Annotated in this window: 21 protein-coding genes and 1 pseudogene; 14 read left to right on the top strand and 8 right to left on the bottom strand. The window is 67.6% G+C overall.

Annotated features, from left to right (window positions below):
• Positions 1-8: 8 nt before the first annotated feature.
• Complete coding sequence (locus N5I75_RS38650; RefSeq protein WP_476685096.1) at positions 9-278, bottom strand: GlsB/YeaQ/YmgE family stress response membrane protein; 270 nt, start codon at positions 276-278, stop codon at positions 9-11.
• A 445-nt stretch (positions 279-723) separates the two neighbouring features.
• On the opposite strand from N5I75_RS38650, the pseudogene N5I75_RS38645 reads away from it, so the two are divergent.
• Positions 724-1,311: pseudogene (locus N5I75_RS38645) on the top strand (FG-GAP repeat domain-containing protein); the annotation flags it as partial.
• A 493-nt stretch (positions 1,312-1,804) separates the two neighbouring features.
• Here N5I75_RS38645 and N5I75_RS38640 read toward each other — a convergent pair.
• Positions 1,805-4,213, bottom strand: a complete 2,409-nt coding sequence (locus N5I75_RS38640; protein WP_476685094.1) for a PA14 domain-containing protein — start codon at positions 4,211-4,213, stop codon at positions 1,805-1,807.
• A 271-nt stretch (positions 4,214-4,484) separates the two neighbouring features.
• Here N5I75_RS38640 and N5I75_RS38635 point away from each other — a divergent pair, with 271 nt between their 5' ends.
• The 4 genes from N5I75_RS38635 to N5I75_RS38620 all read left to right on the top strand — a co-directional run bounded on the left by N5I75_RS38635 (position 4,485) and on the right by N5I75_RS38620 (position 7,584).
• Positions 4,485-4,862, top strand: a complete 378-nt coding sequence (locus N5I75_RS38635; RefSeq protein ID WP_476685092.1) for a DNA/RNA non-specific endonuclease — start codon at positions 4,485-4,487, stop codon at positions 4,860-4,862.
• 199 nt (positions 4,863-5,061) lie between these two features.
• Positions 5,062-5,682, top strand: a complete 621-nt coding sequence (locus tag N5I75_RS38630; protein ID WP_476685091.1) for an Lsr2 family DNA-binding protein — start codon at positions 5,062-5,064, stop codon at positions 5,680-5,682.
• A 479-nt stretch (positions 5,683-6,161) separates the two neighbouring features.
• Entirely contained in the window at positions 6,162-6,737 is a 576-nt protein-coding gene (locus N5I75_RS38625; RefSeq protein ID WP_476685090.1) for a transcriptional regulator, read from the top strand.
• Positions 6,738-7,263: 526 nt separating this feature from the next.
• Positions 7,264-7,584, top strand: coding sequence for an NUDIX hydrolase (locus N5I75_RS38620; RefSeq protein WP_476685088.1), 321 nt, complete (start codon positions 7,264-7,266; stop codon positions 7,582-7,584).
• Positions 7,585-7,591: 7 nt separating this feature from the next.
• Here the strand turns inward: N5I75_RS38620 and N5I75_RS38615 are convergent, their stop codons facing one another.
• On the bottom strand, positions 7,592-8,011 hold the full coding sequence (locus N5I75_RS38615) for a helix-turn-helix domain-containing protein (protein WP_476685087.1): 420 nt from the start codon (positions 8,009-8,011) through the stop codon (positions 7,592-7,594).
• Positions 8,012-8,070: 59 nt separating this feature from the next.
• Positions 8,071-8,514: a hypothetical protein gene (locus N5I75_RS38610; protein WP_476685086.1), complete on the bottom strand. Its 444-nt coding sequence runs from the start codon at positions 8,512-8,514 to the stop codon at positions 8,071-8,073.
• Between the two features lie 447 nt (positions 8,515-8,961).
• On the opposite strand from N5I75_RS38610, the gene N5I75_RS38605 reads away from it, so the two are divergent.
• The 9 genes from N5I75_RS38605 to N5I75_RS38565 all read left to right on the top strand — a co-directional run bounded on the left by N5I75_RS38605 (position 8,962) and on the right by N5I75_RS38565 (position 17,674).
• Positions 8,962-10,533 (top strand): Mu transposase C-terminal domain-containing protein, encoded by a 1,572-nt coding sequence (locus N5I75_RS38605; protein WP_476684822.1) that lies wholly within the window; start codon positions 8,962-8,964, stop codon positions 10,531-10,533.
• Positions 10,530-11,351, top strand: a complete 822-nt coding sequence (locus N5I75_RS38600) for an AAA family ATPase (RefSeq protein ID WP_476684824.1) — start codon at positions 10,530-10,532, stop codon at positions 11,349-11,351. The genes N5I75_RS38605 and N5I75_RS38600 overlap by 4 nt, the downstream gene beginning before the upstream one ends.
• The gene (locus N5I75_RS38595) at positions 11,345-12,163 is read left to right on the top strand and encodes an AAA family ATPase (protein ID WP_476684826.1); all 819 of its coding nucleotides are present in this window, start codon (positions 11,345-11,347) and stop codon (positions 12,161-12,163) included. Before N5I75_RS38600 ends, N5I75_RS38595 begins: the two co-directional genes overlap by 7 nt.
• Positions 12,160-12,423, top strand: coding sequence for a hypothetical protein (locus tag N5I75_RS38590; protein WP_476685085.1), 264 nt, complete (start codon positions 12,160-12,162; stop codon positions 12,421-12,423). The genes N5I75_RS38595 and N5I75_RS38590 overlap by 4 nt, the downstream gene beginning before the upstream one ends.
• 715 nt (positions 12,424-13,138) lie before the next feature.
• On the top strand, positions 13,139-13,600 hold the full coding sequence (locus tag N5I75_RS38585; RefSeq protein ID WP_476685084.1) for a hypothetical protein: 462 nt from the start codon (positions 13,139-13,141) through the stop codon (positions 13,598-13,600).
• A 1,245-nt stretch (positions 13,601-14,845) separates the two neighbouring features.
• Positions 14,846-16,024 carry a nucleoid-associated protein gene (locus tag N5I75_RS38580; protein WP_476685083.1) on the top strand — a complete coding sequence of 393 codons (1,179 nt, stop codon included), beginning with the start codon at positions 14,846-14,848 and terminating at the stop codon, positions 16,022-16,024.
• Positions 16,025-16,061: 37 nt separating this feature from the next.
• Positions 16,062-16,478: a RelA/SpoT domain-containing protein gene (locus N5I75_RS38575; RefSeq protein ID WP_476685081.1), complete on the top strand. Its 417-nt coding sequence runs from the start codon at positions 16,062-16,064 to the stop codon at positions 16,476-16,478.
• A gap of 162 nt (positions 16,479-16,640) precedes the next feature.
• Positions 16,641-16,934 carry a hypothetical protein gene (locus N5I75_RS38570; RefSeq protein ID WP_476685080.1) on the top strand — a complete coding sequence of 98 codons (294 nt, stop codon included), beginning with the start codon at positions 16,641-16,643 and terminating at the stop codon, positions 16,932-16,934.
• Positions 16,935-17,041: 107 nt separating this feature from the next.
• Positions 17,042-17,674 (top strand): hypothetical protein, encoded by a 633-nt coding sequence (locus N5I75_RS38565; protein ID WP_476685079.1) that lies wholly within the window; start codon positions 17,042-17,044, stop codon positions 17,672-17,674.
• Positions 17,675-17,735: 61 nt separating this feature from the next.
• Here N5I75_RS38565 and N5I75_RS38560 read toward each other — a convergent pair whose 3' ends face one another.
• The 4 genes from N5I75_RS38560 to N5I75_RS38545 form a co-directional block, all read right to left on the bottom strand.
• A complete protein-coding gene (locus N5I75_RS38560; RefSeq protein WP_476685078.1) occupies positions 17,736-18,104 on the bottom strand; it encodes a hypothetical protein in 369 nt (122 codons plus the stop codon).
• Between the two features lie 100 nt (positions 18,105-18,204).
• Positions 18,205-18,381, bottom strand: coding sequence for a hypothetical protein (locus N5I75_RS38555; protein WP_476685077.1), 177 nt, complete (start codon positions 18,379-18,381; stop codon positions 18,205-18,207).
• A 325-nt stretch (positions 18,382-18,706) separates the two neighbouring features.
• The gene (locus N5I75_RS38550) at positions 18,707-19,039 is read right to left on the bottom strand and encodes a hypothetical protein (RefSeq protein WP_476685076.1); all 333 of its coding nucleotides are present in this window, start codon (positions 19,037-19,039) and stop codon (positions 18,707-18,709) included.
• 2 nt (positions 19,040-19,041) lie between these two features.
• Positions 19,042-19,479, bottom strand: a 438-nt coding sequence (locus N5I75_RS38545) for a hypothetical protein (RefSeq protein WP_476685075.1), incomplete at its 5' end; no start/stop codon positions are given.

The raw sequence follows: 19,479 nt of genomic DNA, 5'->3' as shown, positions 1-19,479 counted from the left end.
AGGGCCTGTCAGGCGTGTCGCCGGTTTCCGGTGATGAGGCGGTACAGGGCCAGCAGGATCATGGAGCCGACGATGGCGGCGATCCAGGTCGACAACTCGAAGAAGCCGTCGATGGAGTCGACTCCGAAGATCACCTTGCCCAGCCAGCCGCCGAGCAGACCCCCGGCGATCCCGATGAGCATGGTGATGATGATGCCGCCGGGGTCCTTGCCGGGCATCAACAGCTTGGCGATGGCGCCTGCGAGCAAGCCGATGACGATCCACGCGATGATGCCCATGATGTGTCTCCTGTCAGCGGAAATAAGAACTGTGTAAGCGTGTGTTCCGCTTCGCTGCTTTCAAACACACGTCCTACGCACCTGCCGGCGCCTTGAGCGCCGTGTCGGCGCTGCCATGTACCTCCTGGCATGCGCACGGACCCCTGCAGGAGGCCGTACCGCACGTGCAGCAGGGAACACGTTGACGTCGAGGCGGTGATGTCCGACGACTCCAGCCGCCCCACGGAGATCGAGGCCAAGTCCGCCTCGACGACGGCCGGCTGGTCCTACTGCTCTCCTGCTGTCCAAGCCCACCTCGGACTGGACCCTGACGGTCCGTTCCCGTGCCACCAAGGCGGTCGTGGACACCGCCACCGGCGGAGCGGGCCAAGGGGTATGGAAGGTGGGCTGGTACGGCCGCGACTACCGGTTCGGCACCGTCGGCGACCGGTTCCTGCCCCAGGGCATGTACGACTGGACGCTGACCGTGCGACCCGCCGACGGAAGCACCGCTCTGCAGACGCAGGGCTCGGTACACCTGGCGCAGGGCGCCCCCGTACGCCGTGACCACGCGGGCCCCGGCACCACCCTCGACGGCAACGGCGACCTGCTCACCCTCAACTCCTCCGGCGCCCTCACGTTCCAGACGGGCAACGGCGAGGGCAGGTTCGCGGGCAAGGCAGCGGCCTCCGGCTGGCCCACCACGACCACGGCCGTGCCCTTCGGCGACCTGAACGGCGACAACTGCAACGACGTCCTCGTCCGGAACTCCGGCGGGGAACTGCGCAGTTACCGCCCCGGCTGCGACAAGCCCCTGGCCCCCTCGCTCACGTACATCAGGATCGGCCCCGGCTGGAACAACTACGACGACCTCGTCTCCCCGGGCGACCTGACCGGCGACGGCCTGCCCGACCTGCTCGCCCGCAACAAGGCCACAGGCGACCTCTACGCCTATCCCGGCAAGAGCGACGGAACCCTGGCCGCGCGCAAGAGGATCGGCCCCGGCTGGAGCGGCTACACGATCGTCCCGGCGGGCGACGTGAACGGCGACGGCATCGGCGACGTCTCCGCCCGCCGCAAGGACGGCACACCCTTCCCCTACGACGCCGCCGGCGACGGCACCTGGAAGCCGCGGGTCACCCTGTACAAGAACTGGGGCAACTCCTACAACGTCATCGTCGGCGCCGGCGACCTCACCAACGACGGCCGCGAGGACCTGGTCGCCCGCGACACCTCCGGAAACCTCTACCGCTACGACGGGACCGCGGCCGGCGCGCTCAAGCCCCGGGTGAAGCTCGCCTCCGGCTGGAACGTCTACAAGGGCATCTTCCAGCCTGAGATCTCGCCGTCCGCGGCGGGCGCTCACAGTGACGGTGGCGCTGAACCGCCGGAGTCACCCGCTTCCGGCAGGAAGAGTCATCGAGGCAGGAGCCCCGGCGCGTGCCCGGGTCGTGGTCCTGGGGCCGGGCGCCCACTCGTCGCCCGGCACGGGGACACGGGGAGGGGCGGAAGAAGCCTTCGGCCCGCACCCCATGTCCCACGTCCGGTCAGAGCCAGGAGTCCCAGATGCCGTACGCCGTCGACCGGGTCTCGGCCTCGGCGCCCGAGGCGTCGAACCGTACGACGCGGTAGTAGTACAGGCCGAGCCGGTCCTCGTGCACCGTGGTGTCCGTGTAGTACGCAACGTCTCCCACCGCGCCCTCCGCCAGGGCGACATACGCGGCCGCGACGGGGTCCCAGCGCTCCACGCGATACCGCGCGAACCGGGAACAGTCCCCGAGTCCGGAGCTCTCGGAGCAGCCGATGTACAGCTGTGGGTACTGGCCCTCACCGACCTCGGACTCCGTCCAGCCCGGCGGGCGGGTGTCGGGCAGGGTGACCGAGACCTCGGCGGGGTGGAGGACGTCGAGTACCCGGTCGTCGTGCATGAGCCGGCCGTCCGTGGCTGCCACCTTGTAGACGTGGGTCGCACCGTCGGCAACCGTGGGGCAGAGGATCTCGGTCCTGGCCAGGGAGCTGCCGAACCAGCAGTTCTCCTTCCAGACCGTCTCACCACTGTCCGGGTCGGTGACGCCCTGCCAGACGTGGTAGCCGGTGACGTCCGCATCGGCGGGTGGCGTCCAGGTCAGCCGGACACCGAGCGGGACGCGCTCCGCGGTCAGGTCCTGGACCGGGGCGGGACGCTGCGTGTCCGGGGTGGTCTCGGTGGCGGGCGGGCCGGCCTGCGACACATGTCCGTACCGGTCGGTCGTCACGACGCGGTACTCGTACGTCGTCTCCGACTTGCCCTGGACGTCCCAGCAGCTGCCGTTGACCTGCTTGCGGGCGGACAGCGGAGCGTCGTCGTCCGCCCAGGTCCAGTACGTGTCCGGGTCATCCAGCGGCTGGTCCACCGAGGTGAACGGCTTGCACCGGTCGACGATGTCGGTTTCGCCGGTCGCGGTGTCGGTTCGGATGATCTTGTACGTGGGAAGAGGCTGCTCGTCGACGGTCCACGGGTCGACACTGCTCCACTCGACCATCACGCCCTCGTCGAACCTGTGGGCAGTGGTCTTGAACGCGGGGATCGCCTCCGGCCGGTCGGCCATCTCCAGAGTGACCTCCACCGGCGCGGCAGGGTTGCCCTTGGCGTCCAGTGAGCGCACCGCGTACCGGTAACTGTCGGCGACGGCGACCGACTGGCCAGGCACCACGTCGGTGCGGGTGGTGGTGGCCTCATCGGGAAGAGCGTCGGTGTAGCCGCCGGTCGCCGGGTCGTACTGGAGGACCAGGTAGGAGGCGGCCCCGGTGACGGGCGACCACACCAGGTGCGGAACGCCCGACCTGTATTCGGCGCGGAGCCCTGTGACCGGGGCGGGCGGGGTCAGGTCGGGGGTGGTGAACGTCGTGGCGGCCGAGTACGCCGACCAGTTCCCGGCGGCGTCCCGGGCCCGCCCCCGGTAGGTGACCTTGCTGCCGTCGGCCCGGTAACCGGTGTCGCAGATCGCACCCTTGGTGCCGGAGTAGACGGTGCTCCAGAGCTTCGTGGCGGCGTCGAGCCGCTGCATCTCGTACCGGACGATGTCGGCGGCGTTCTGCGCGGTGGTGACCAGCTGCGGTGCCGCGTAGGGCTGGTCGGCCGGACAGGCGTCGTGTTCGACGAAGGGTGCGGCGGGCGGCGTCCTGTCGACGGTGGTGACGAGCTTGTCGGGGCTGCCGCCGGAGACATTGCCCGCCTTGTCGACGGCACGCACCTCGTAGTAGTAGGCCGCTCCGGTCCTGGGCAGCGCGCTGTCGGTGTACGACGTCGCGGTGGTCGTTGCGAGCTGGTTGCCGTACGGCGCGCCCTTCAGCCGGCGGTAGACCCGGTAGTTCGCCAGGTCCATCTCCTTGCTCCTGGTCCAGGTGAGCTTGGCGGCGCCGGTGGCGGAGTTGTACGAGACGGCCGTGCCTGCCGGGACGAGGGGCTTGACCTTGTCGTAGGCGGCGGAGGTGCGCGGCGTATAAGCGAACCTGACACTCGCGGAACCCGTCCAGTTGACGAAGTCGAACCGGATCGTGTGCTTGCCCGCGGGGATCGTCACGTTGACCGTCTTCTTGACGGCGGTGGAAACGTTCTTCCATGCATCGATCTTGCGGACACCGTCGACATAGACGCGCATGCCGTCCAGGGCGGATGCCGTGAAGGTGAAGGGGCCGCCGGAGCCGAAGTCGCGCGTCACCGACCAGCGCACCCCGAAGTTGTTGGACGGCACGCCGGAGACGGGGGACCCGCTGCCCCAGTTCTGGTCGATCGTGGAATCGCAGTCCGTCTTCTTCGGCGTACCCGAGAACGTCGTGTTCGCGAAGAACTGCCGTGTGAAGACGGGGGAAGTGCAAGTCACCGCCGCGGAAGCGGGTACGGCGGTGGTGTAGAGCACTCCGCCTGCCGTGGCCAGAGCCAAGGCGGTGGCGGTCGTGCGTCTGGCTGGGTTCATCAAGCGTTCAGTCCTGTTCGGCGGCCGAGGTGGTCAGACATCGCCGAACAAGACAGACAACGGGGCCGGTTGGTTGTACGAGCAGCAGCAACAGCTCAGCCGCAGCGGGTGCGCCCGCCCACCGCCTCATGACCGGAGCACCGGCTCGCGGATGCGACGCTGCTGCGCGGCGGTGGGCGGACGAACGCGCGGGCCGGTGCGGTGCCAGAGCAGCAAGGCGGGCGGCTCGGAGTAGGTGAGGTGGGCAACTTCACACTTGGGCGCGCGGCCCATGGAAGTGGCGGCGCGGCGGCGCCACTGGACGGCTGTGGTCGGGTGGAGGCCGAGCATCGGGCCGAGGACCGCGACTGAACCGCATACCTCCGAGCACGCCATCGTGCCCTTGCCAGCGGATGCTCGGCGAGGGCACCGACGCCAGGCAGTCCCTGCGGCCCCCGGCTTTGTCCGCGGCACCGACCACAACCAGGGCCGGGGCCACATGCTCGCACAGGTCCTGGGCGGCTCCGGAGACAGCCTGGTCAACCTCTTCACCATCACCCAGAACCCCACCAACTCACCGCACATGCGAGACCTGGAGCTGCAGATCCGTGATGCGGTGCGTGGCGCCCCGGGCCACCCCGGGGAGATCGTCCGTACAGCGTTTATCTGAACACACCGACGACAAGAAGACATCCGTACTCAAGCGGATCACGATGGAAGCCGACGGTGACGGCGGCTACCGGCTCAGAGCACACCTGGAAAACCGCGACCACGCCGCGCAACAGGCCCGACGCAGGAGCGGAATCGAATGAGCCCCCTCGAGCGCCTCACGGAGCTCTGCCCCCCCGCCCCCCACCCGTCAGCCCCCGGTGGACTGGGCCCACGTCAAGTCCATCCTGGATACCGCTCTTCCCGAGGACTACAAACGCCGCACCGCCATCTACGACCCGGGCTGCTTCGCCGGCTACCTATGGATCTACGACCCCCGCCAGACCTCCGTCCACGTCAACCTGACCGGTCCCGCCAGCGACCAACTCCGGCAACAGATGAAGTCCGACCAAGCGCAGGACATCTACCCGGCCCCTGTCGACGCGGCGCTCCTGCTGCCGTGCGGTAGCACCGACAACGGTGAGCGACTGTTCTGGGTCACCGATCCCCAAGGACAGCCGGACGCCTGGACGATCGCCGTCAACGAAGCCCGCGGGCCCCGCTGGTTCACCTTCGACGGCACCCTGACACAGTTCCTGGTATCCGTACTGAGCGGAGAAACAAAGGTCCGGCAGTTCCCCAAGGACCTCCTGCAAGGCGACGTCGGCTTCGAACCCTCCAACCTAGAACAGTGGACGCCACCGATGCCGTCGGTACGCCCGCCCGTCAACCCCGACGACATCCGCGCCTGGGGCCGCGCGAACGGCTACACCGTCCCCATGCGCGGCCGCATCCCGGCCGACCTGCGACAGGCTTGGGAACAGGCGCACGAGAGTGACTGACCCGCGCCTTCCTCGACGTGGCCGACGGCCGCCTCGTACGCCCCGGGCTGCTCGCGCTCACCGTCACGCATCAGCCGGAGCGGCGCCCTACGCAGATTGCAAAGGCGTCCGGTAGGGACACACTGCAAAGCACGGCGCTGACCTGGGGTATGCGGTGTCGCCGTCGGTTGCCACGGCAGGGGACCGCCAGATCTTGGCTGAGGAATCTCGCATGGGTAAGGGCCTCCCGGGTTGGTGTGGACTGCGACGTCTACACCCACCAGGGAGGCCCTCGTGGTCCACCGTGATGCACCCCGACCGAGAGCGGACGGCTGCGTCCGGTCCATTGCGCCGTCGACGGTCGTGATCACCGTCGAGTTCCCGTCGGTGTCTCCTGGCGCCCGGTCCACCTTTTGTGGCTCTTCCCGGTTTCCCGTCAGGTCTTGCGGCGTTGTAGAGGCCGAAGAGGCAGCAGGGCCTCAGTGGGGGAGGGCGGGCATATGCCGCACAGGAACAGGGAGTTCGGTAAGTTCGGTGCTCAGGGGATCAGGGGCTCTGAGGCGGTGGCCCGCCAGCTGGACCGTCTGGCCGATTTCATCGCCACACCGGTCACGCAACGCCGCGGCCTGATGGCGCGTCTGCGCTACCTGACCCGTACGGACCACGCGGCGGCAGCAGCCCGCCGGGCAGGTCTGACGGTCACGGACCGCACTCTGCGAGCCTGGCTGGAGGGCAAACGCTCACCGTCGAAGGCGAACCTGGAACGCATCGACGCCGCGTACCGCACGGTGCGCCGCGCTAACGTGGCCCGCTACCTACTGGCGCGCCTCAACCGCCAGGGCCGCGGCACCAGAGTGGAGTTCCATCCCCTCAACCAGTCCCAGGTGCCGCGCCCGCGCCAGCGCGTCATCGACTACCGCTCGCTGAACGTCCGCAACTGGGACCGCATCGTGCGCGCCTGGGCCGCTGGGGACATGAGCGCGTTGGACGAGACGTGGACCAACGACGTGCTGGTCGATCTGGGGTCGCAGTGGGGAGAGTACGAGTACGTATCGAACATCGGCTTCGCGGCGTGAAGCACCTGGCCGTGCGGAGGTGAGCCAGGGCAGTACGTTCCCACCGACGAACGGGCCGTACTGCAATCGCTCGACCCTGTACGTGTGATGCGGTGAGGCCTCGGTGTTACGCACCTCGGCCCATACACATTTGCCGAAGACGAGGAGGTCGGTGCCCCATTTCTGGGCGAGCGCATCGACCAGCATCAAGCCGCGACCGCCTGGGTCCCGCTTGGTCGGCGCGGACGGGGCACACGGCGGCACTTGTCGGTGACAGCGATCCTCAGCAGACCGGGTCGGGGCTGCTCGACGTGGACCCGGATGGCGTGACGCGGCCGTGACGCACCGCGTTGGTGACGAGCTCCGACAACAGGAGCGCGCTCGTATCAGCCGCGTCGTCCCTCGATCGAGGGTGGAACAGTTCCGTCCGCTCGTCCTGGGGAGAACCGGGTACGAGACTTGGCCGCACGCCGGAGCGTTGACGAGTGTGTGAAGTGCTACTCGGGAGAACGTCATGTATTGCCAAGTGCCTCACCCGGCCACAGTCATGGCCACCCCGCTCAATGATGAGGGCATATCGGGCACTGTCGGCGCGCTCCTCGTCGTCGACTGGGCCAGTCCCCATGAACCTTGGGACGACCAACTCGCCTTCGTCTTCGATGGCGGCACACACACCACAGAACAGATCGCCGAATTCACCCTCACCGACGGCGAACTCACTGAGGCCGGATTCGTCACCCCGGCTGTCGCCGGGAGCCGGCTCAGCGACCGGCTGGCTCCCCGCCTGACTGCGGCGCTGTCGGCAACAACGGATAGACGTCCTCGGTACCTGCGCAACGGATCCGCCCTGGCACAGAAGCCTCCGTGACGGGGAGTCAGTTGGTGGCGGTGAGGTTGGCTGTTTGTGCGGCGAAGCGAGCTCGTCGTTGTTCGGTGAAGCGGCTGGGTTCCGCAGCCCTGATCTCTGGGACCATCATGACGGGCGAAGAGACAGCCCCGCCGGTCAGCAGCGGGTGGAGCTGGTAGAGGCCGTTCTCAAGGCTCCAGGCGAGTCCGCACTCGCGGAGTTCCTTGAAGCCGCGGTTCACGGTCGGCTTGCTGGCGCCCAGTTCGGCACACATCTCGTTCTGGCTGATAGCGGCGGTGCCGGTCTTTGGATCGCTGAGGTAGAGCAGCTGGTCCAGGACGCGGCGGCCTGCGGTGGAGATGTCGACCAGGGCCAGGAGGCGCAGGACGTTACGAGCGATGGTGAGGGGTGCGTCTGTGGGCGGGCTGGGGACGTAAGAGTTGCTCACGGAGGCTCACCGCTTCCGCTTAGGTGGACGTTGCATCACTGAGGATATGCCGCACGGGGTTATGCGCTTGTCTGGTGTACGGGGCGAGGCTGCTGGAGTGTGACGACTTTCATCCTACGGCGGGCCGATTCGGCGGCTTTCTTCTCCGCGATGCGGGCCTGGCGCCACTCTGCGGGGTAGTCGGCGTGCGGGATGATGCAAGCCGGGCCCTTGGCCCTGTTCCACACCACCTGCCACTTTCCTTGCTCGTCGGAAGTGCCGGCCACCGTCAGCCACGGGTTCAGCTGGAAAATGCCGCGCTTGGCGGTGCGCATCCAGCCAATGTGCGCGAAGAACTGCGATGCCTCGTTCACGGAAGACGCTGAGAGGTTGCACCGGGCCTGGAGGTCGCGCTGGCTGCTTTTCACGAAGCCGCGGGCTGCGGCGCGGACTTGGTCGTCGGCGCGGTTGGCGTTCTGTAGCGCCACGAGCTTGCACCAGACCTGGAACCAGGAGCCGGGCATTCTGAGGCTGTGAGGTTCGGGGAGGGGGTCACTGAGGTGTTCGGGGTTTCTCGCCATTAATGCGAGTTCGTTGTTGTGCTGGTGGGTGGGTATTTCGGATGGTTGATCTTGGTGGTGGTATCTCGGATTCGGTGGTGGCGTGATCCCGGATCGGTCGGTGCTGTGGTTGTCGAATCTCCTTTGTGGCGTGCTCTATAGCGCATGAGGGTGTGGGGGTGGAGGTGGAGTGGGGCTGTGTCACCCGCTCGGGTGGTCTGCGGGGCTGGGGCCGGGGTGCCGGCTTTAGCGTCTCTTCTGTCGTGCCTGCCGCGGGTGCGATGTGAACTGCCCTGTGTGGGGCGGTAGTTGACGGCCGGAGGCTGGTGCTGTGATCACTGATTGGTTACCGGTTCGCTCCTGGTGCGATGGTCGGCTCTGGTGATAGCGGGCGGTGGTGCCCCTGGGGCCGTGGATGGCGGTTTGGGGCGGCATCGGGATGAGCTCAGGCCCGCTGCGGTGGCCCAGTTGCTGCGGCTGCGCGCGTCCGGGGAGTTGACGACGGCGCATGTGCGGCTGGTCGCTGACGCGGTGGGCGTGCACAAGAGGACGGTGTGGAGCTGGCTGGCCCGTGCGGAGGAGACCGGCAGCCCGGAGAAGCCGGAACGCTGCCGGTTCCGGATCACCGATGAGGTCGTCGAGGTCCTTGCTGACTATCAGGGCAACGTGAAGCGTGCTCACGAGCGTCTGGTCGAGGTAGCGGTGGCGGCAGAGGAGAAGCCGCCGGGGCTGACGACGCTGCATGATGCGATCGCGCGGGATCTCGATCCGGGTTTCATGGCGGGCCTGCGTGAGGGGATCCCGGCGGCCCGCGGCTTCGACCCGTGCTTTCAGCGGCCGCAGGTGGCGCGGAACGCGGTGTGGGAGGGCGACCACAAGCAGGCCGAGACCGTGGTGATGATGCCGGACGGTAAGCCGTCGAGGGTGTGGGTGACGTGGTTCGAGGACCGTGGCACGGGCTATGTGATGGGCTGGGCGGTCACCGCCGGCTCCGCGCACCGGGGCTCGGTCCTGGCCGCAGTGCGCATGTCGGTGCTGCGCGAGGATCCTTACGGCCCGGCCGGGGGGCTGCCGCACTTGGTGCGTGTGGATGGCGGCGCCGACTTCCTGTCCACAACCGTCCGACGGGCCTTCGGGCTCCTCGGTGTCCCGGTGCACCGGGTGCGCAGTGCCCGGCACAAGGGCGGCATCGAGCGCCTGAACCGTACGAGCATGACCCGGTTCTTCGCTGACCTGCCCCGCTACACGAAGGCGCCCCGGCTCGATCACCGCCGTCGCCTCGGTGATGGGGATCCGCCGCTGACGTTCGAGGCGTTCGTCGCTCTGCTGGGGGAGTGGGTGGCCAAGCACAACACCGAGCACGTCATCGAGCGCACCAAGATGACGCCGTTTGAAGCCTGGCAGAGAGATCCCACCGAGATCCGGCCCGAACCGAACGCGTGCGAGCTGCGCGCCTTCATGTTGGAGAGCGACCACAAGGTCCACAAGATCACCAGTCACGGGGTGGAGTTCGCGGGCCGCGCCTACATGCCGAAGAACGGGGTGGGCCGGATCGGGCTGGAGGTGCGGGTGCGGTGGATGCCGCACCACACCCACGAGATCGACTTGTACGCCTTCCGCGGCAACCGCTACCTCGGCCGGGCCTTCCTCAGCAACGAGGCCAGCGAGGACCTGCGCGCCAAGGTGCTCCTCGAACGCGACGAACACAGCAAGGCGCTGCGAGCGGCCCTGAAGCGTTCCGGCGAGCGCCGGCGGGAACGCCACCTGCCGTCCACCCGGCCCGAAGTGCCTGTTCGGGCTCTGCGGATGACCGAGCAGGAGGCCCGTGCCGAACTCGACGGCACGAAGGCGCCCGACACGCCGCGGCGCCGCACCCAGCCGTACCGGCCCCTGACTCCTGTCCCGGCTGGTTGGAAACGCCCCGGCCAAGACCGCACTGACAGGGAATCCACTGACACCGAACCCAAGGACGGCACCCGGTGACAGCTGCCCCCAAGCGCAAGCACCTTGGCCAGCGCCGTCAGTCGGCCGCGCCGGCGAGCGAGACATCCAGGCGCCGTCCCGACCTGTACCCGCAGCACTTTCTCGGCCTGAAGGACTCCACGCTGGTCGCCACAGACACCCTGCTGCAGATCAAGGACACCGTCATCGACACCGTCGAGTCCAGGGCCATGTCCGTGATCTACGGCGACCCGGGGCTCGGCAAGAGTTTCTCCACCCGCGCCACGATCCAGGAGATGAACCCGGACCTGGTCCTCCCCCTCGACTTCGCCCGCTCCCGCCCTGGACCCAAGGACCTGCGCGAGGAGCTGTTCCACCAGATGCGGCTCAACTGCAAGATGCCCGGCACGCCGACCGCGTTCGACAAGCTGCTGCGCGAAGCCCTGCCGCGCCGCCCGTATGTGATCGTGTGCGACGAGGCGCAGCAGTACCGCAGGGAGAATTTCGAGTTCCTGCGCAAGCTGTGGGACAACTGCGCTCCTCAGCCCGCCATCGTGTTCGTCGGCGGCCGCGAGGCCTACGAGACGCTGCAGAGCGACCCGGCACTCGCTTCCAGGATCTACATCCGTCTGGAGATCCTCGCGATGACCGAGGACGAGATCCTCAAAACGGTCCCCGACTCCCACCCCGTGTGGCGCGGTGCCGACGAGGCGCTGCTCAGGCGGATCGACACCCAGTACGCACTCGGCTCCTTCCGTGAGTGGGTGAAGGTGACCAAGCACGTCCTGAAGGGCATGGAGTACTTCGGCGCCGAACAGGTCGATGACGAGGTCGTCGACTGGGCCCTGGCCCGGTGCTGACCGCTCCTGGGCCGCCCGGCGGTGCCGCCACGCAGCTGGTGTCTCTGGCCGGGACAGCCGCGCCCGGGCACCTGCATTTCCTCCGCCTGGCCGGCGCCCGCACCGTGGTCACTCCCGGCCTGAGGGCAGCCGATGACGCCCTCGCCGCCGCCCACCAGCAGCGGCGCTTCCTGTGCGTGCTGGGCGACGCCGGGGTCGGCAAGACCTTCGCCGTCCACTATGTCGCCCGTACCCGCTTCCCCCGGTCCCACGTTCCGCTGCGTCTGGGAGCCAGGCCCACACCGGCCGATCTGCGCGCCCACCTGCACGACGCTCTCGGCCTCCACGACGCTTTGCCTGCAGCGCCCGCACTCGCCGATGCGCTCATCCGGCGCGCGCTCGCCGCACAGGCGTACATCGTGGTCATCGACGAAGCCGACCGCATGTCCGAAGCGTGCTTCGAGTACCTGCGGTTCCTGCACGACGACACCCCTGACGGCCTGTGCGTGGTCCTGATCGCCGGCCAGCGCGGCGAGAAGGCCCTGCGCGCTCGGCAGATGCTGGCCACCCGCACCGCCCAGTGGCTGACCCTCAGACCGCTCGCCCGGGTGTCGGTTCCGAGTACCGCCCGGGCCTTGCACCCGGTGTGGCAGACCGTCGCTCCTGACCAACTCCGCCTCCTGGACGGCCTCTTCGCCCAGGGCAGCCTGCGCCGCTGGGCCCTGCTCACCCATCACGTGCAGCGATCCGTGTCCGCCACCGGGCGCGCTCAGCCGGACCCTGATCTGCTGCGTCAGACCCTCGACCGCATCGACACCTCATGCCGCCCATGATCCAACGTGCCCCCGCCGCCCTCACACCGGCCACCTTGCCGCCCGTCCTGCTGCTCCTGGACGAGGGCGACGACCGCGCCGTCCAGCACGCCGCCCGCCAGCGCGCTCACCCCAAGGGCGGCCGCATCACCGCTGATCCCACCCCGCACACCAACAGCCTCGCCTACCTGGCTCTGGACCTGCTGCGCGCCATGGGCCGCGACAGCTTCGCCCACCCCGACGCCGAGCGCATGTCCACCGACGCGGCCTGGCGCGCGTGACCTGCTGGACCCTGACACAGGACTCAAAGAGGCCATCGTGCTGCGCGCCCACCGCCTCACGCCGAGCGACTGAGACGTCTTGCCACCTGGCGCGTGGAGACCGGCATCCGCCTCGTCCTCATCGCCCACACACCCACCAGGCCGCTGAGCAACGTCTGCGCGACCGTCTCACCGCCGCCCGATTCACCGATCTTACGGACCGCAACCGGCACGTCGGCCATCGCGGAGGCCATCGGCCCGCCCGTCACCACCCGCCCTGCGCCCGCCTCCGCCCGACCAGGTCCATCCGCTGCCCGACCTGCCCGGCGGCGACCCTGCCGCCTTCCGCGACGAGTGCCGACTCCATCTCGGACGAAGCCGACTTCGCCGCATCGACGGCCAGTACCAGGCGGCTGCGCCGCCGCCCGCACCTGGCTCGCCCGCACCATGCCTCGATCGACACGCCTTGGCCACTGGCCACAGCTGCTGCCGAGGAAGAGCCCGACGCCGGGCCGGACATGGAGGGGTTGCGCCTGTTCCTGGCCCGTCTGACCGTCTCGAGCCCCAGCTCTCAGCACACACTCGCCCGCATACGCGGAGCGCAGAGGGGGTTCCTCAGCCGCCACCTCCAGCTCGACGTCCCTGAAGACCTCAACGAACGGGGCGGGCCCGGAATCACCACCGTGCCGATCACTCCGCACGTGGCCCACGTCCTGTCCACGCGCCTGCCCAATCCGTGCGCGCCGCCGCAGCGGCCGCCTTGCTGTTCACCGGCACCGATCAGTCCTTGTTGTCCATGACCCAGATCGTCAGCGTCGACGAGCACACCACCCGCCTGGCCATCGACCGTGACTCGCGGATCCACATCGGCATGCCGCCCGGCCCGCGGCACATGTACGCCATCCCACCCCGCGCCCGCCCCCTGCTCGCCGCCGCGCTCGCCTTCCGCCGCCGTACCCCGCGCACCACCGACCACCTCGGACTGTTCGCCGGCTGCTTCGGCACCCCTGTTCGCTTCGACAACCTGATTCGCGATGCCGGCCTCGACATCCCGGCCGTCACGCACCCGCACCCCGCACAGGACTGGCACGCCGCCGCCTGCTGCCGACACCTGTCCGCCACCACGCCGACTGACAAGCCCAGTTCATCCAGTGCTCGACCAAGGCCAAGGAGAGACGTCCCGGCGACTACTCGGTGAGCGACGCGGCCAGCCCCTCCCCGGTCGTCTAGGCGGATGCCGCTGACTGGCTGGTGCCGTCTGGGCCCGGGGGCGGCAGCGCTCCCGGTGGCGGTTCCGGTGGTGGCTGCGGAACGGCCGTGGAGGCTGCGGCCTGACGGTAGTTGATGATGGCTTGGATTCTTTTTTCCGGGTCTGCTATCTGATCGAGGGTGGCCCGCGAATTTCTCGTCGACGAGATTTCCTTTTCGCTGGCGGTTGTGGTCGAGGATCAGACTGGTGAGGGGGACGGCGAGATACGCGGCGATGACGATCGCTCCGACCGCCCACCAGGGTGCGCCGCCCAGGGCACCGGCCAGGACGGCGGGAAGTCCGGCCAGGATGCCGCCGATGGGTCCGAGGGAGGACGAGTTCATCGCGTGGATGCCCTTCCAGCACGTGACGGCTGGGCCGCCTCATGCCTGAACGAGCCGCAGGAGAGCGGCTGGGACGGAGTGAGGTGGCACGGGTGCGCCGTGTGAGGGCATGCCGAGGTCCCGGCGCCGCATCGGGGCGGGCCGGTGTGTTTTACGGCAGGCTTGCTAGCCCCCTTGGAAACCGGTTCGGTGGTCCCGTGGGGTGGTTCAAAGACTTGGTTCGGCGGTTTTTGCGGAGGAGCTTTTCTTCGGCTTTTTGGGCAGGGTGGGTCAACTGTCGCAGTTAACAAAAAGACTGCTGATAAAACCCTTAAGCCAATTCATTTAGCTTCTTCCGCGCCGCCTTTCTCTTGCTCGTCGGCCGCGTGCATCCTCTTGCGGGCACGCCAGAACCTGCTCACCAGTATCGGTCATCGAAGCGCCGTCTGGGGCCTGTTCGGGCAGATCGTGCCAGAAGTGTGTGGCCGAGGCCGGCTGAAGTAGTCGGTCGACCAGAGCAGTCACGCCTTACAGAGCCTTTGTGCGGGGCGCCGCCCGGTGGTCGTGACCAGGGCCCGCTCTGGGCTAGGGGAGGCCCTGCGCCCCGCTCACCGTTGAAGTTCGGCCACCGCCCCTGGCATCCCAACCACAGCTCCTAAAACGCTCCGTTACGATGAGCGACACGGTTTTTGGCATGTGACACAGACAAACAGCATCTGGTCGCCCGCCAGGCCCTCAGCACAGAAGCGCGCCGCGGGCAGGACAGCACCGACCACTGACACGGGCCGCGCATGGACAGCGGCGTCCGCCCTTTGGGGGAGCGGGCGAGGATGTGTGGTGGGAAGTGCGGACCGATTTCAAAGGTCTCGTGGTGGAGCAGGCCATCGTGCATGGTGTGCCGAAGCAGGCCAGAAACGAGGAGCCCCGTCCTCTCCAGCTCAGCCAGACATTCTGCCATCTCGACGAAGAGGTGCGCGCTGAACTGCAGAGCAAGCTCCGTGATGTCTTCGCGAAGCTGGGCCGGGAGGTTGTCGAGGACCCAGAGCTCAAGTCCCCCCTGCCTGATGCGGTCCGGTCCTTCCTGGGCGCCGAGCGGGGGCTTGTGGAAGTCTCCGGGGAGCTGGCCTACGCTCTGCGCGACAGCCAGAACGGTTCTAGCTCTGCCGGGCTCCTCCTGGTTGCTGCAGCTCGCCTCGACGGTCAGCGCGCGTTGCTGGTGGTCAAGATGGAGCATGAGACCGGCATGCAGACCAACGCGATCGTGGCCGACGGCCTGCGTACCTTCACCATGGAGTACCTCGACGATCTTCTGTTCACCCAGAAGTCCAAGGTGTACAAAGTGGCCCTCTTCTCGGAAGAGGGAACGACGGGTGCAGGACTTCAGGGCTGGGCTGCCGACCCGCAGACGACGGGTAAGGCAGTGGCGCGGTTCTTCCTGGAAAGATTCCTGGGATGCCGGCACCAGAACGACCCCCGCGAACTCACCCGCCGGTTCCACGATGCCACGATGGACTGGGTCAACAGCCGTCCCATCGAGGCCGATGCGCGTATGAAATACGTCATGGCCGTCATGGTGGAACTCCAGAACACCGTCTCGGATCTAGATCCCACGGAGTTCATCAAGACGCATCTGCAAGAGCAGCATCAAGCCGACCTCACCGCGTTCCTTGCCGACAGTGACGTTCCTGTCGGTGTATTTGAGAAGAACACCGAACTCATCAGTACCAGGCTCGAGAAGATGAGAGTGGACCTGTCCAACGGTGCCTTCCTCGTCGCACCGCTGGAAGCGGTGCAGGACGGCACGGTCCAGGTAAAGGATCTCGGCGACGGCCGGACCACGGTCACCGTCACCGCAAAACTGACCAACACCGGCAGCGGCGCATCAGCGGCTCGCTCCGCCAAGCCTGCTCAGCAGCTTCCTGAACGGCCGGCCCAGAAAGAAGTACTGCCAGGGTTCGAAAGCGTCCTCGCGCTCCCCACGCAGGTGAAACGCACCACGCAGACGGAGCGGCCGCCCGTCACCGGTGAACTCCCGCCGACGCAGTCGTGAGCCGTGTCAGTCCTGCATATCCTCTTTCGAGTCCGCCATGCCTCTGACCGCAGACGAAGCCTTTCAGCGGTTCCAGCAGGAGCGGTCCCGTATCGAGAGCGCCGTCAAGGCGACCGAGGCACGTCTCCTGGACGCCACCGGCCGCAAGGGAATCGCCTGCGCAGTGACCTCGCGCGTCAAGGAAGCCAGCAGCTTCCAGAACAAGATCTACCGCAAGGGCTATACGGACCCCTGGAAGCAGATCACTGATAAAGCGGGCATACGCGTCGTCGTCCCCCACCGGGGGGCCCTCGACGGCACCCTTGAAGTCATCCAAGGCTGCCTCGACGTCGTCCGCATAGAGGACGACCGCGACACCCCGGCGACGAGGACCTCCTGCGCTACCCCGGCTGCACATCCAAGCCATCATGGCAGGCGGGGAAAGGGATCCGGACGGAGTCCCGTACGAGTGTGAGATCCAACTGCGCAGCGAGGCAATCGACTTGTGGACACGCATGTCCCACAAGCTCCTGTACAAGACCGACGGCTCTCTGCCCGCCGATGTCAGACGCTCGCTGTACCGTCTGATTGCCCTGGTCGAACTATTCGACCACGAGGTTGAACGGGGGTGAAAGCCATGGCAGCACGCCCCGAACTGGCCCGCACCCACCAGCTCCTCGAGCTGGCAGAGCAGATCTACCGCTCCTTCTCCAGCCACCCCCACAGCACAGACCTTTCCCGCGAGGTCAGCGAGGTCCTGTCTCACGCCATCGGCGACACCACCCACTACAACGAGCAGCTGACTCAGTTCGTGGCGGACCACCGCAGCATCCTCGAGCAGGCATATACGAATACGGCCCCACCAGTGCACTCTTCCTCAAGCGCGGCGCTACCTGCTGGCCAGCCAGCCGGAGAGCCTGATCATCTTTGAACGACTGAACAATGTACGCACCCGGTCGAGCTCCGGATCGCCTGGCACCACAGCGAACTGCCGGAAGACATGCTCACCGATATGGCACAGATTTGGGGGGTTTCCCTATGACCGGTCCCACCTCGCCGGAGCCCCCCGCCCTGGCGGCCGCCACTGCGATGTTCGTCGAGGTTCTCGTGGTCGGCATCGGCACTCTCACCGCGACAGCCCTGCTCTTCATCGCCCTCATCGGCCCTGTCACCACCGCCAAACTCGCCCCCCTAGCGGGCTCGTCCGCGGCTGCCGCAGTCGGACTCGCCGCAGCCTACGCCCTGGGCATTCTCCTCGACCGGGCGGCCGACGCCGCTCTCACCCCACACCGCCGGCTGCGCACCCGCTTCTTCCCCTCCAGCACCGCCTACGCCCAAGCCCGCCTGCGCCTGGCTGACTTTCCGATCCTGGCCGCCCGCGCCGACTACGCGCGCTCCCGCATGCGGATCTGCCGCGGATGGATCCTCAACACCCTGGCCCTGACCCTCACCGCAACCCTGGCCATGCTGCGCTACTCCTTCGAGCACCGACCGCTCATCCTGGGAGCCACCACTGTCTTGGGCATAGCGACCGCGTTCGGTTTCTACCGCGCCTGGCGCGCTCTCACCGTGACCGGCTACCGCAAGCTCGCCGAGCAGACAGCCCTCCCAACGGCCAGCGCCCTTTCACCGGTGCCCGCCCAGCCGCAGCCCGGTCCCGTATCGCCCTGACACCCTCACCGGAGCGGGTCATGCAGTTAGCCGGGGCGCGTGGTCGAAGAAGCGATGGTCCTCAGCGAGACGGATCGCTCACGCCGCGGCCAGCCGTTGTAGGAAGCAGCCCCTTGGTCGTGGCGATGATCTGGCAGGCATGCCCCTCGTCATCCCGCTCGTCGGCCGCTGCAGCAAGCGTGTTCAACAGCCGCAGGCCAGTCTCCTGATCCGCCTCACCGGTGTCGAGACCGGCCAGGGGGCAGTCAATGATCATCAGCGGCGGGACGCGGACCGCGGGGACCGCGCGTCCCAAGTCACGCAGGCTCAGCAGCATGGCGATGTTGATGACAGCGCGCGCGTGACCGGCTACCGCGCCCTCGGTAAACAGCTGCGCGCCCTCGTCGTGGCGTTCGCGCACCAGCGTGGTGAAGTCCTCGGGGCTGATCACCGCTGTTTCCACGGCCGGCCGGATCTGCTGCAGGCGTGCGCGGAAGAACGCCGACCACTGTGGACCAGTTCCTTGCGCCGCTGATCGTGTGCCCTTTGGGCTACATCACGCCGGGCCTGGGCCCCTCCATCTCCTCTTTGCGTGAGCGGACCTGCTCCTCCTGGACGGCGATGAAGTCCGCGTCGTTCAGCCTCCGCTTCAGCTGCTCCACCTCACCGCTCAGCCGTTCTGCCTTCTTCTCCAGATCGCGGGTAGCGCGCCGCTGAGGATCGACCACATCCCGATCGAACGCGTCACGGGCAGCCAGTGCATCCCCGGCCGCCCTGTCCGCTGCAGCAGCTACCTCACGTGCGTCACGGGCAGCCTTCTCCGTCTCGGTGCGCAGCAACCGCGCGTGCTCGACCTTGGCGCGTGCTGCCGCAATCCGTGTCTCATGCAGGTCCTCAAGCCCTTCGCCGCAGGCCTGCCCGCACTGGGTACACAGCCCCGCCTCACGTTCGGGAAGTACCTGGTGGCAGCGTGAACAGCGTTCCGGGGCCGGCTGCAGCAGCCCGGCGAGTTCGCCTCGGCCGCGGCGCGCGCGTGCACGTCGATGGCTTTGCCTAACGTGGCAGATACCTCTTCAGCCTTCTTGAGCGCCTTCCTGCGCGCTTTGTCGGCGACTTTGTAGAGAGCATCGAGCCGACCGCGTTCACCTGCGAACCCACCAAGCCGTGCCTCGGCCTCCTGCCACCGGGCAGCAGCCATCTGGTGATCGCGGACCTTCTGTTCATGTTCCCGCGGATGGCATCAGGGTCAGTCAGCAGACCATCGTCGCGCAGCTTCTTGAACTGCGTCAGCGTCCGCCGGGCAGCGTTGTGGCGGGATTTCGCCTCGGTGGCGGCCTTCTCAAGCTGTTCCAGATCTCTCCCCCACAAGCCGAGCACGGCCTTCAATGTCAAGATCCGTTCGGCGTCGCTGCCATCGAGGAACGCAGAAGCGATCGCCGCTGCCTCAAGACCACCGTGCTGCCCAGCACCTGATCGAGCCCGACCGTGATATTCCCATGACTGGCTGCCGGGACGTCGAGCAGCTCCTGGATGAAGCCACCCGCACCCACCTCGCCCGCCTTGTGGGTCGTGACAGGAAAGACCCGCTCCGCGGCCGAGGGATCACTGAGATTCTTGAACGACACCAGGCCGCGAGAGGTACGGCCGGAGCGAGTGGCCTGCCACCGCACATCACCCACGGGAAAACTACCTGCAACAGGTCGCATTTCCTCACCTGCGGCATGACGGTAGCCGACGACAAGAACAGAGCGTGCAGCAACGCCTCCAGCGCGGTGGACTTGCCCGATCGCGTCGGCCCCACCAAAAATGCCAGCTGGCCAAACTCC

The sequence above is a fragment of the Streptomyces sp. R818 genome, assembly GCF_056172735.1.
Note: the sequence above shows the minus strand (reverse complement) of the source record. Positions and strands in the feature narration are given on the sequence as shown.